Below are 14,081 nucleotides of genomic sequence, written 5' to 3'. Positions count from 1 at the left end.
AAAGAAGTGTAAAAGAACATATAGAATACGCTTTAGATAATCCAATCGGAGCAGGGGATATATCAACAGTTGTAAAAAAAGGCGACAAAGTAGCAATAATAATATCTGACGTAACAAGAAAATGGCAAGCAATACCTACATACTTACCAATATTAGTAGATAGAATAAACAAATGTGGTGTACCTGACGAAGATATACTAGTTATATCTGCTTGTGGTACTCATAGAAGACAAACTGATGAAGAACATAAAGAATTATTAGGTGAAGATTTATTTAAACGTTTAAAAATAATAGATCACCAATGTGATGACAAAGAAAACTTAGTTTATATGGGAGAAACTTCTAGAAAAACTCCTGTATGGTTAAATAGATATGCAATAGAAGCAGATAAAATAATCTTAACTGGTGGAGTAGTTTACCACTTATTAGCTGGTTACGGCGGAGGAAGAAAGAGTCTAGTACCTGGTATAGCAGGAAAAGAAACTATAAATACTAACCACAGCAACGCTTTAAATCCTGGATTCGGAAACGGTACAAATGTCAATGCTTGTGCAGGAAACTTATCAAAATCTAATCCATTCCACGATGATCTAGAAGAAGCTGCTGCAATGGCTAAACCAGCTTATTTATTAAATGTAGTTGCAAATGCTAATCAAGAAATAATAGCTGCCTTTGCAGGAGATTGGATAGAAGCTCATAAAGCTGCAACTGAATTAGTTGACTCAATAGACGGTGTATATGTTGATGAAAGAACTCCATTAGTTATAGCAAGTGCTGGGGGATACCCAAAAGATATAAACTTATACCAAACTTCAAAAACATTATCAAACGCTAAAATTATGATAGCAGAAGGTGGAACAATGATATTGTTATCTGAATGTAGTGAAGGATTTGGTAACGACGATTGCGAAGACCAAATAACTAAATTCGATAATATGGAAGAAAGAGAAAAAGCATTACGTGCCGACTTCTCAATCGGTGGATTTGTTGGATTTGACTTCTCTGAAACTGCTGAAAAATACAATATGATATTAGTAACTAGTATCCCACAAGAAAAATTCAGCAAAACTAAAATACATGCAGTTAAGACATTAGATGAAGCTTTAGAATTAGCTAAAAAATTAAACGGTGGATCTATAGATGATATGAAGGTTGCATTATTACCACACGGTGCTAATACATTACCTAAATATAGATAGTAAATAGAGATTTTATAGAGTTAATTTATTAGCGGTTAAAAAATAATTTAAATAAAAAGAAGTGCTGAAAACTAGAATAAAATCTATTTTGCTCCACTTCTTTTTCGTTTTAAAGAAAAAAAATTTATTTCTTTATTTTTTAAAGTTTTGAGCAAGTAAATTATATTAAGTATAAATTATATTATAGTAGATATTAAATAAATATTAAATTAAATAAAAATTAAACTAAATACAAATTAATTTATTATATTTCATAAACTTGCAAAAAATTCCAAAAACTGATACTATTTAGATATTATATAAATATTGCAAAAATTTATATAATTCGCATTTATAAAATATTTAGGAGGGGTATATATGGAACAAAGATCACCTAAAAACAACGGTAAAAAAAGCTTCTTTGATGGTGCTTTTGGGAGATATTTAGTACCTGGTATATTACTTCAATCAGTTCTTATCGGTGGTGGATATGCAACTGGTCGTGAAATTATATCTTACGGTGCTAATTATGGAGCAAGAGGATGGATAGCAGGTGTTGCCACACTTATAGGATTTGCAGTTATAGCAATGGCATCATTCGAATTTGCTAGAGTAACAAAATCTTATAACTACAAGGATTTCATGCAAAATTTATTAGGAAAATTTGGTATATTATACGATTTAATCTATATTCCACTTGCAATAATAATTCTTGCAGTTATGGCATCAGCTACAGGAGAAATAGTTAATCAAACAATGGGTCTTAATTATTGGGTTGGTGTTATAGTTGTTGTAATAGTTGTTGGTATATTAAACTTCTACGGTTCTAGTTTGATTGAAAAATTTGAAACTTATGGAACTATAGCATTATATATAGCATATATCATATTTGGTGTATTAGCTATAAAAGGAGCAGGTTCACATATAAGTGAAGTATTCGCAACAGGAGATACAAGCTTCGTTGAAGGTCCAGCAAGTACATTTAATATAGTATGGCTAGGTATAGTTTATGTAGCTTACAACGTATTAGTATATCCATCTAGTTTTGAATCACTAGAAAGACAAACAAGTAGAAAAGAAACAATGATAAGTGGTTTAATAGCTGGTATATTAATGACAGTACCATGGTTCATAAGTTATATAGCATTTATGGGATTCTATCCAGATCCAGATGTATTAGGAGCTACAGTTCCTTGGCTTGTAATATTAAAGAAAGTAGGAGGAACTTGGTCAATAGTAATATTTGGTATAGTAATGGGATGGACTTTAATAGAAACTTCAACTGGTATAATCCATGCATTCGTTGCCAGAGTTAATTCAAGCTTAGAAGACTTCGGTAAAGAAAAATTAACAGGTGCTCAAAACGCAATGTTAACAGTTGTAGTATTAGCAGCAGCTGTAATATTATCTAAGTTTGGTATAATAGACCTTATAGCTAAAGGATATAATGCTATGTCATACGGATTAATGGTTGTATTCATATTACCATTATTAACTATAGGTATATATAAAATCGCTAAATCTGGAAAATAATAATTAAAAATTGATTATAGTGAGAAGCTATTAGATTATGCTAGTAGCTTCTTTATTTTTTGAAAAATAATTATTTTACTAAAATTTGTATTATCTGTATAATAAAATTAGGATTATTAAAATTACAAGGGAGTAAGTGCAATGAAAAGTAAAACAAAATATAACACAAGAGCTTTATATTTTACTGAAAAAATATCTGAAAAAATAGAAAGAGTTACAGATTATCCATTGACAGTAATTCAGGCTCCTATGGGATATGGCAAGACTACAACAATGAAACAATTGTTAAATAAAGAAGATATATATATTTATTGGCTTAACATATACACTAATTCTGTAGAAGTATTTTGGAGGGGATTTTCAAATTTAATATCGAAAATTGATGAAAAAACGGGAAATGATCTTAGTGAAATGGGATTTCCAGATGATGATATATTAAAATGGGAAGCTATACAGATGATCAGTAATTTAAAAATAGATAAAGATGTGGTTATTGTAATAGATGATTATCAGTTTGTAAGTCAATCTAAGATAGATGAATTTTTAGAAATATTGATAAAAGATTTAGAAGAGAATATACATATAGTTATAGGAACTAGAAATTCTTTTTTAAATGATATAAATGAACTTCAGTTAAAGCATTATTTAAATTATATATCTAAAGAGGATATGGAATTTACAAGAGAGGATATAGTTAGCTACTATCAATTATGCAAGGTTTATTTAAAAGACGAGTATATTGATAAGATATATAAATACAGCGAGGGATGGATAAGTGTTATATATTTATTTATGCTGAATTATACAGAAAATAAAACTACTGATTTGCAAAATAATATATATGATCTCATGGAGACTACTGTATATAGAGATTTGAGAGATGAACTCAAGGATTTGCTTTTGAGACTCTCTATATTTGATAAGTTTTCTATGGATGTGATTAGATATATCGCAGGAGAAGAAAAGGCAGAGATTTTATTATCTGAACTATTATCTAAAAATGGATTTATAAAATATGATTCTATAAATAAAGAATATTATTTTCACAGTATATTAAAGAAGTGCTTAGATGAAAAGTTCGAAGAAAAACCACAGTCATTTAAATTAGAAGTGTATAAAAATACTTCAAAATGGTTTTATAATAGAAAAGAGTACTTACAAGCTATGGAGTATTTTTATAAAAGTGGTAATTTTGAGATGATAATGAAGTGCATAGAAAAGGATAGAGGAAATACAATTACTATGGAACAGAAGGATTGTATTATAAACTATATGGAATCTTGTCCAAAAGAAATTAAGAAAAAAAATCACTTAGCTATGCTTACATATATTAGAAGGCTTTTTACATTTAATGAAAAAGAATTATTTGCTAAGGCTTGTAGAGAAACTCTTGCTAATATACAAGCGGATGGCGATTTGAACTCCAAAATGAGAAATCAATTATTAGGTGAAATTCAGCTGATAATTAGCTTTACAAAGTACAACGATATAGAAGAAATGTCTAAATGCCATAGAAAGGCATGTGAGCTCATGAGCACACCTTCTACTATAAATACAAACCATGGAACGTGGACATTTGGCTCACTGTCAGTATTATATATGTTTTACAGAGAAAAGGGAAAATTAGATAGACAGTTAGAAATTATGAAGGAATCGATGCCTTATTACTATAAAGTAACTTCTGGTCATGGTAGAGGAGCAGAGCACATGATGGAGGCAGAGGTATTTTTCAATAGAGGAGATTTTGAAAATGCAGAGATAGCTATGCATAAGGCTATCTTAGATGCGAATATGGAATCTGGCATAAAGCTATGTGGATATTTCTTAAATATTAGAATTTTATTGGCGAAGGGGCTTTACGAGAAGGCTATAAGCTTATGTCAAAAAGTAAGAGAAAATATGGATAAAAAGCAATTGAATATATTTGCACATATTTTAGATTTATTTGATGCGTTTATTTATTCTAATTTGAATAATAAAGAGAAAATACCTACATGGATAAGAAAGGGAAATCTCGATAATATAAAGGTGTTTTTCCCAGCGATGCCTTGTGTAAATTTAGTATACTCCAAGGTATTACTAGTTCAAGAGGAATATACAAAGCTTTTAGGATTTTATGAAAAATCTATAGCTATGGCTAAAATATTTCCAAATTTATTATGTGAAATTTATGCAAATATACATGTATCAGCATGCTTTAATAAGCTGAGAAAAAAGGAGGAGGCATTTAAAAAGCTTAAATGTGCTTTAGATATTGCAATGGCAGATGATTTATATATGCCTTTTGTTGAAAATTATAATTACATAGAAGATCTTTTTAGGGAATTAAAAACTGAATTTAAATATAGAGATTTTATAAGAGTCGTGGAAAAATTATATAAAGAATATAAGGTATCTATAAGTATATGTAACGATGAAGAAAAGGTAGAGCTTACAAATAGAGAAATGGAAATAGCGATATTGGCATCTAAGGGAATGACTAATAGGGAAATAGCAGATAAAATATATGTTTCTGTAAATACTGTAAAGGCTATTTTAAAGACTGTATTCAAAAAATTATCTATTAAATCTAGAGCTCAGCTTGGAGTTGTATTAGATGATATTTTAAATTAAATCAGAAAGAGGTTGTATTTTGTGACAACCTCTTTCTTTTAGGATTATTAAAATTTGGAGTCACCATAGAGATGACTTTATTAAGAGCTAAAATTTAATCATCGTAGTCGCAGTCATCAAAGTCATTGTCGTAATCATTATCGAAATAATCACAATCTCCATCGTTGTCGTAATCGTGTTCGCTACAATCATGATCGTCGTGATCGTGGTGGTGATGATGACTGTGATCGTCAAAATCGTGGTCATGATGATGGTGAGAGTGATGATCATCGTAATTGTGTTGATTCATATAATAATCATCATCATCGAAGTAATTATTGTTGTTTGAAGGTCTTACTCTATTATTAGATGGATATGATCTAGTATTAGATTTCTTTGAAGAAGCTGAAAACATACGAATTACACCTATCATTAATAATAAAGCTCCTATAATTTTAAAATCTAAAATAAATATAACCATACCTAAAATTATTAATATAATCGAGCCAATTTTATTTGCCATATAAATTATCCCCTATCTGTAGTATTGTATATTTAAATTATATTAAAAAAGGTGACTACAAATGGGAAAATAACTAATTTATACCCATGTGAGTGATAAAATTTATAAATTTATAGTTGAGATTTTTTTAATAATTTGTTTATCTCCATGCACACTACAGCTCCAAATGCTAGGGCGAAGCAAATAGCTAAATTATCAAATTCGTAAATAGAAGGTATTGCAAATATTCCTCTCATAAAAGGAAGTAGGGTTAGAGAGAACATTAAAAGGCATACAATTACTGCACCTAAAGCGTATTTGTTGCTAGTTATGCCTAAGTTAATAATAGTTTCGCTGTTAGATCTAGCTGCAAATGTTTGGATTATCCTAGATAGAGTAAGTGTCGAGAATGCCATGGCAGCTCCGAGTGCGTCTGATGTCTGCATTCCTATATATTGAGCCAAAATTGTAACTATACCTATTATAGAACCTCTTACTAATACTGAATGAAGAGTATCCTTTGATAAAATACTTTCATTTGGATCTCTTGGAGGTTTGTTCATAGTATCCTTTTCTGGTTTTTCAAAGCCTAGAGCTATTGCTGGTAGTGAGTCGGTTACTAGGTTTATGAACAACAATTGTATAGTTGTGAATGGATTAGTCCATCCAGCCAATACTGCAAATAGTATTGCGATTATTCCACCTAAATTTCCTGAGAAAAGGTACGTGATAGATTTTTTTATGTTGCCAAAAACTGTTCTACCTACTTCTATGGCATTTATTATAGTTGCGAAGTTGTCGTCTACCAAGACCATAGCAGCTGCGTCCTTTGCTACCTCTGTACCACTTCCCATTCCTATACCGATGTCTGCTTGTTTAAGAGCTGGGGCGTCGTTTACACCGTCGCCAGTCATAGCTGTTATTTTACCTTTTCGTTGCCATGCTTTGACTATTCTTATTTTATTTTCTGGGGAAACTCTAGCATAAACTGATATATTTTCTAGCTTTTGATCTAGCTCTTCGTCAGTTAGGGCATCTAATTCTTGCCCAGTAAGGGCTAAGTCGTTTTTGTCCATGATGCCTATTTCTCTAGCTATTGCTGCTGCTGTAGTTTTGTGGTCGCCGGTTATCATTATTGTTTTTATGCCAGATGATTTAGCATGTTCTACAGCCTCGAAAACCTCTTCTCTAGGAGGATCTATCATAGCCATTAAGCCTATTAGAGTCAAGTCATTTTCGTCGTCTAAAGTAGGCTCAAATTCTTCTGAAACCTTTTTATATGCAAATGCTAAGACTCTCAGAGCTCTATTTGAGAAATTTTCGTTTATTTTTCTGTATTCATCTAATATATCTTCAGATATATCTAGTATAATGTCGTTTTTAAAAGCATACTTACATTTGTCAAATACTATATCGGGAGCTCCTTTTGTAAACATTATTTTTTCGCCATCTACTGAGTTTACTGTAGTCATGAGCTTTCTATCACTATCAAAAGGTAGTTCAGATATCCTTGGATATTCTTCTCTTATGGATTTATAATCTATACCGTATTTATCGGCGTAATTTATAAGGGCTACTTCTGTAGGATCGCCTATTTCTATACCTTCTTCATTTATTTCGGAGTCATTGCAAAGTATAGAAGATAGGTTCAAATATCTTTCTTGTACTATACAACCTGTAATAGCAATTTCACTTCCTTCAGATTGTTCTATGGAAACAGCTGGATTATAATTCTTGATGTATTCAAATCCGTTGAACTTGTCACTGTCAGGACCATAAAGATAAGTTTCTACTACTGTCATTTTGTTTTGTGTTAAGGTACCAGTTTTGTCAGTACATATAACACTTGTAGAACCTAGGGTTTCAACTGCTGGTAATTTTCTAATTATAGACTGTTTTTTAGCCATTGTATTTGTACCAGATGCTAGAACTATTGTGACAATGGATGTCAAAGCCTCTGGTATTGCAGCGACTGCTATTGCTACTGCGAACATAAATGAATTCATTATATCGTCGCCTCTGAACACCTCAAGTGCAAATATTAGTCCAGCTAGAATTACTATAGCCACTCCTAATTTCTTTCCGAAGTCATCTAATTTTTGTTGAAGAGGGGTTTGCTTGCTTTCAGCACTGTCTAGTAAGTTTGCTATTTTTCCAACTTCAGTGTCCATACCACATGATGTCACTACAAAGGTTGCTCTACCGTATACGACCATTGAGCCACTAAATACCATGTTTTTTTGATCACCAAGTGCACAATCGTCTAGTATTATTTCTGAATTTTTTAAAACTGGTTCAGATTCACCTGTCAGCATACCTTCTACGACCTTGAAGGTCTGAGCTTCTAAGATTCTACCGTCAGCAGGTACATAGTCGCCAGCTTCTAAAATGACGATATCACCAGGAACTAGCTCCTGAGAAGGTATAGTCGACTTTTCATTATCTCTCAATACCTTTGCATTCGGAACAGATAATTTTTTTAAACTATCTAGAGAGCTCTCTGCTTTTTTAGTTTGAACTACACCCAAAACTGCATTTATAGCCAAGACGGCGAATATGATGAGTGATTCCACTGTGTCGCCTAAAAAAACTTGAGTAAATGCTGCAATTAAAAGTATTATTACTAATGGGTCCTTAAAGCTTTCTAAAAATAGCTTCCAAGTCGGCTTTTTAAGCTTTTCATTTAATTGATTAAAACCGTATTTTTCTAATCTCAATTTCGCTTCTTCTTTTGACAATCCAGTCAAATTACTATCTAGGTCATTTAAAACTTGAGCTGAATTTTTTTTGTAAAACATATATATTCCTCCAATATTTAAAATTTTTTAAATAAAAAAGACCTCCGAAGTAGATCATGACTAATCTACTTTGAAGGTCTTGCTAACAAGTTTATGTACTCGCTAGTCAACCGGGATAAAATCCGAAATGACGATTGACTATCACAGAGTGAAAGCTACTCCCCTTCAAGGGAATCTTTTATATTTTAATATATTATATTGTGTATGATAAAAAAATACAACTAAAATTATGTTAAATATGTGTAAAAAATGTAATAGAGAGTATATTATTTGTCAAGTGGTTTTATAAAATACAACGAAAAAACATTATTTTTTTGAAAAAAGTGGTAAAAAAAGGTAATTATGATGTATCATATATTATGAGGGAGTGTTTTAACTTCCTTTAATAAATAAAAGAGGGGAGGATTAGATTTGCGAAAAAAATCTAACAACAAGCTTTTAAGTAGATTACTAGTTTTCTTAATGGTTGTTGCACTAGTAGGAACAGATGCTAGTGTGGTAGCAGCAGCTAGTATCACGCCTCCTGATGGAACTTATGTAATATCAAATACAGAGCAAAAGATAGCTCCAGGTATAACAGAAAGTGAAGTTATAACAAATAACGAATCAGGGACTAATCAAAATATTGATTATTTTTGCGAGGTAGACTTAGCTGGTACATCTACGACAAAAATCATTTCAGGGTATGCTGATTATAACGGCTCTAAGTGGAAAATGCAAAGAGTAAGTGATCAAGCAAAAGCAGCTCAAAAAGCTGGATACAATGTTGTAGCAGGTATCAATGCAGACTTTTATAACATGTCAACAGGGCAACCTGCAGGTGCACTTGTTATGGAAGGTAAAGTATACCAAGGTACTAATGGTCGTCCATACTTTGCAATATTAAAAGATGGAACAGCTGCAATAAGAGAAGGTAATGTATCATTAAATGATGTAGAATCAGCTGTAGGTGGAGATGTCATAATAGTTAAAGATGGAAAGATTAATGTTGATCCAAACAATACATACCAAAATATAGTTTATTCTAGAACTGCTATAGGTATAAAAGCAGATGGTACAGTAGTTACTTTTACTACACATGGACGTAACTATCCTATATCTTGTGGACGTACTTACAGAGACATAGCAGAAATGATGATAGGTATGGGTTGTAAGACAGTCCTTAACCTAGATGGTGGTGGATCTTCTACTTATGGATCAAAATACGAAGGTAGTAATGAATTTTTATGCCGTAACTATCCATCAGATGGTTCTGAAAGATATGTAAGTAGTTCAGTGCTTATAGTATCTACAGCTAAACCAACAGGTCAATTTGATCATGCTTCACTTTCTCCTAACAACTTAGTTTATACACCAAATTCAAAAGTTCAATTTGAAGCTAAAGGTGTAGACTCAGCAGGTGGAGAAGCTCCTTTACCAAGTGATATAACTTGGAAATTAGCAGATAGCAAATATGGTGAAATAAATTCTAATGGTGAATTTACTTCAAATGGTACTACTGGTGAAGTTAAAGTTAATTTAATGAGCGGTGGAAAAGTAGTAGGAACAACTTCTATTACAATTGCAATACCAGATAGCATAACATTTGCTAATGATGAAGTTAGTTTAGGATTTAGCAAGAGTACAGATTTAGCTATCAATGTAAAATACAAAGGTAGAGATGTAATTTACAAAGATGGAGATTTTAAATGGACTTTAAGTGATGAAAAACTAGGTTCTTTTAAAGGAAACATATTCACTTCGTCAGATTCTGAAACAATAAACGGTACTGCAACTGCAACTTGTGTTTATGATGAGAGTGTTCAAGGTACAGTTAACTTAATTATAGGTAAGCTTCCTTCAGTAGTTTTAGATTTTGAAGATAAGACTGATGAACAAGGAAACACTATAAAAGCTGAAGATTATTTTAGTATAACAAGAGATGTCAACGATACAAACTCTTTATTGTTACTTGGTGACTATGGTAGAGGTGCCAAGGATGATGCTAAAGTAATCGACATAGATAGTGGAGAACCTGTACGTTTCGGAAGTCATGCTTTGAAAATTGACTACGATTTCTCTAATGTAGGAGCAGCTACAGATGGTGTTTATCTTGGATTTACTGAATCAGGTAAACCAATAGAAGGTAACCCAACTGGTATAGGTATGTGGGTTTATGCTCCAGAGGGAACTCCTAATTTATGGCTAAGAATAGAATTAGATGATGGTAGCAACAGCTTAATTAGACTTGACTTTACTGATGAAACTAAAATATCAGAAGGTAAAATGGGTGGTATAGACTGGAATGGATGGAAATATGTTGAAGCTAACTTCAAAGAAGGTGTATCTGGACCATTCAAGATGAGAAAAGGACAAGCAATAAGAGTTATGTACGTTCCTGGAACTCAACAAGGTTTCTATACTAGAGGTGAAACTAAAGCTGACGGAACTTACGATATGGTGGAAGTACCACAAGCTCAACGTAAAGGTTCACTATATATCGATAATTTACAATTTGTATATGGAGCTAACAAAGACGATATAGACAACCCAGTTATAGACAGTATAACTGCTAATGATACTGAAATTAAAAATGGTATGACTATAGATACTAATACAATCAATTTCAAATCATTATACAGTGATGTTGAAAATAAAAATACTAGTGGTATAGATTATGATACAGTTCGTATGTACTTAGATGGAGTTAATATGTCTTCTGAAAAGAACTGTGTAAATGTACCTGGAGACAATGCAATCAATCTATACGACGCTAAATTATCAAATGGAAAACACAGTATAAAAGTTGTAGTACGTGATAAATTTGGTAATGAAACAAGTGAAACTAGATATTTTAATGTACAAGGCGATAAAGAATACAACACAGTAGAATTATCACCAATAACTCAAGGTAATCCAATTTTAAATAAAAATTATGAATTAGGATTAAAAGCAGAAAAAATAGAAGAAATAGATGCAGTTGAAACAGAAATTAAAGTTAACAGCGATTTTAAAGATTACGAAGTTACGTTTAATGATGATTTTGATGGAACTGCAACTTACGATTCTAAAAATAGTGTAATAAAAATAAACGCTACTAGAAAAGAAGGCGTATCTACACAAACTGGCGAACAAAATGTAGCTAAAATAAGCTTTAAAATACCTAAAGAACTTAAAAAAGGTTCTGTATTTACATATAGTGCTCAAAAGGGACTAATTACTTACAACACTGACCAAGAAGAAGGATACACAAAATCTTTCTCAACAGGTCAAGAAAGTATCGAAGTTCTTGCACCACTTACAATAAAAGCAGACCAAATGGTAGTAGGCTTTGATGGTAAGATATATGTAAATGATTTAGATGGAAAACCAGTTTCAGATGCAACTATATATAAAGATGGAACTGAAATAGGTAAGACTAATGAAGAAGGATACCTTCAAACTGACGTATTATGTCAAACAACAGGAAAGAGTAGCCTATATGCAGAAAAAGGTGAAGATATATCTTATGCTATAACTGTTCAAACAACAAGTGTAGCAGGTAATGAAGAAGGTCTTCCTGAATATGTTATATCAAATGCAACAACTGGTTCTGCAACTAGCAAAAATATAACATGGATGTCAAACCCAAAAACATCTGCAAATAAAGCTATAATGCAAATTGCTAAGAAAGCCGATTACGATGCAAATGGAGAAAGTGCATTTACAAGTATCGAAGGAACTAGCAATCTTCAAAGCTTCTTAGGTTCATCAGATGATAGCGCAAATAGAACTGTAAGAGTAAATAAAGTAGTAGCAACTGGTTTAACTAGAAATACACAATACGCATATCGTGTTGGTGATGGAAATAAATGGTCAGAAGTTAAGACTTTCAAAACTAGTAGAGCAGGAGTAAATACTAATTTCTTTATTATAGGTGATACTCAAGCATCTAACCAAGATAACGTAGATCAAATTGCCGCTAATTTAGCTGCAGATGGAAACTACAGCTTTGGTATACAAACAGGTGACTCAGTAGATAATGCCGCTACATATAGTGACTGGACAGATGTTCTTCAAATGTTTGGTGGAAACTATATAGGTTCAGTAGATATGCTTCATGTTTTAGGTAACCATGAATACATGGGTGACTTAGATGCAGATACTGCACAAAATATATACAACTTACCAGATGCTAGAAGATATTCTGTAGAATACGGTAATGTTTATGTAGCAACTATCAACTACACAACTAGCAAGACTCAACTTAAAGAAGATTTAGAATGGTTAAAACAAGATGCAAAAGCTAGTAAATGTAAATGGAAAGTGCTTACTATGCATCAACCAGCTTACTATACAAATGTAGCAGGTTCTAATGAAATGATAAATGAATTAGTACCAGGTGCAGCAGAGGAAGCTGGAATAGATTTTGTATTCTCTGGTCACGACCACTCTTATGCTAGAACTCAACCTCTAAAAGGTGGTTCAGTAGATGAAAAAGATGGTATAGTTTACTATATCTGTGGTTCTACAGGAGAAAAATCATATGGTATAGCTAATAATCCTGATTTCCATTTTGCAATGGCAACTCAAGATTTTAACGGTATTTACGTAACTGCATCAACTACAGATGATAAGATGACAGTGACTACTCATGATGTAGATGGATCTGTTATAGATAGCTATACTAAGACAAAAACATCTGAAGACTGTGACAAAAATGGTCACGATTATGTATACGATGGTGAATACTTAACTTGTAATAAATGTGGAAACGCTAAAGAGTTAGGTAACTATACAGGATTTGCAAAAGATGAAAAAACTGGAAAAGAAATGTACTTTATAAATGGTAAATTCCAAACTGGTTGGGTTGCTGATCCTAATGACCAATATAATATGTATCACTTTGGTACAGATGGTTTAGCTCATAACGTAGTAGTTACAGAAGATAAACCAACTACATGTACTTACAAAGGACATAAGACTTTTAAATGTAAAGATTGTAATTTAACATATACAATAAATTATCCTAAGAGTTCAGGACATGAATATGAACCAGTAATTACTAGTACAGGTAAAACTGAATATATTTGTAAGAAATGTGGATATAAGAGTTTAGGATTATTAGCTAATCAAAGTATTAAATTATCATATACAGTTTCTGCTTACACAGGAAACAACAAGATACCAGCAGTTACAATAACTACAACTACAGGTAAAACTTTAGTTAAAAATAAAGATTTTACAACTAGTTATTCTGATAATGTAAATGTTGGTACTGCTAAAGTGGTAATTACAGGTATAGGTGACTATGCAGGTGAAGTTGTCAAGACTTTCAAGGTTACACCAAGAAATATATCTACAATGAACAACACTAATGTTACATTAGAATACGATACTGTAGATGCTGATGGAACTGAAAAAACTCCAGCAGTTACTAAGTTAACAGGTCAAATAACTTATGTATCTGGAGGACAAAGTCAAACTAAGACACTTTCATTAGTAAAAGACAGAGACTAT

At 31.9% G+C, this 14,081-nt stretch carries 6 protein-coding genes; 4 read left to right on the top strand and 2 right to left on the bottom strand.

Features of this window, described 5'->3' with window-relative positions:
* The 3 genes from larA to SPD90_RS08785 form a co-directional block, all read left to right on the top strand.
* Positions 1-1,199 (top strand): nickel-dependent lactate racemase (larA, locus tag SPD90_RS08795; RefSeq protein WP_320924983.1); only part of this gene is annotated, 1,199 nt, incomplete at its 5' end.
* Positions 1,200-1,556: 357 nt separating this feature from the next.
* Entirely contained in the window at positions 1,557-2,711 is a 1,155-nt protein-coding gene (locus SPD90_RS08790) for a YkvI family membrane protein (protein ID WP_320924982.1), read from the top strand.
* A gap of 141 nt (positions 2,712-2,852) precedes the next feature.
* Entirely contained in the window at positions 2,853-5,324 is a 2,472-nt protein-coding gene (locus tag SPD90_RS08785) for a LuxR C-terminal-related transcriptional regulator (RefSeq protein ID WP_320924981.1), read from the top strand.
* Between the two features lie 94 nt (positions 5,325-5,418).
* On the opposite strand, the gene SPD90_RS08780 is transcribed toward SPD90_RS08785, so the two are convergent.
* Positions 5,419-5,826 (bottom strand): hypothetical protein, encoded by a 408-nt coding sequence (locus tag SPD90_RS08780; RefSeq protein ID WP_320924980.1) that lies wholly within the window; start codon positions 5,824-5,826, stop codon positions 5,419-5,421.
* Positions 5,827-5,936: 110 nt separating this feature from the next.
* Positions 5,937-8,603 carry a cation-translocating P-type ATPase gene (locus SPD90_RS08775; RefSeq protein WP_320924979.1) on the bottom strand — a complete coding sequence of 889 codons (2,667 nt, stop codon included), beginning with the start codon at positions 8,601-8,603 and terminating at the stop codon, positions 5,937-5,939.
* Positions 8,604-9,014: 411 nt separating this feature from the next.
* Between SPD90_RS08775 and SPD90_RS08770 the strand changes: the two genes are divergently transcribed.
* Positions 9,015-14,081: phosphodiester glycosidase family protein (locus SPD90_RS08770; RefSeq protein WP_320924978.1), on the top strand; the 5,067-nt coding region annotated here is incomplete at its 3' end.

This window comes from Intestinibacter sp., from assembly GCF_034113885.1.
Classification (GTDB): domain Bacteria; phylum Bacillota; class Clostridia; order Peptostreptococcales; family Peptostreptococcaceae; genus Intestinibacter.
Note: the sequence above shows the minus strand (reverse complement) of the source record. Positions and strands in the feature narration are given on the sequence as shown.

What these genes read in the sequence shown, in the direction of transcription:
- SPD90_RS08780 (WP_320924980.1), bottom strand. Translation starts at nt 5,826, where the DNA reads ATGGCAAATAAAATTGGCTCGATTATATTAATAATTTTAGGTATGGTT.
- SPD90_RS08775 (WP_320924979.1), bottom strand. Translation starts at nt 8,603, where the DNA reads ATGTTTTACAAAAAAAATTCAGCTCAAGTTTTAAATGACCTAGATAGT.
- SPD90_RS08790 (WP_320924982.1), top strand. Translation starts at nt 1,557, where the DNA reads ATGGAACAAAGATCACCTAAAAACAACGGTAAAAAAAGCTTCTTTGAT.
- SPD90_RS08785 (WP_320924981.1), top strand. Translation starts at nt 2,853, where the DNA reads ATGAAAAGTAAAACAAAATATAACACAAGAGCTTTATATTTTACTGAA.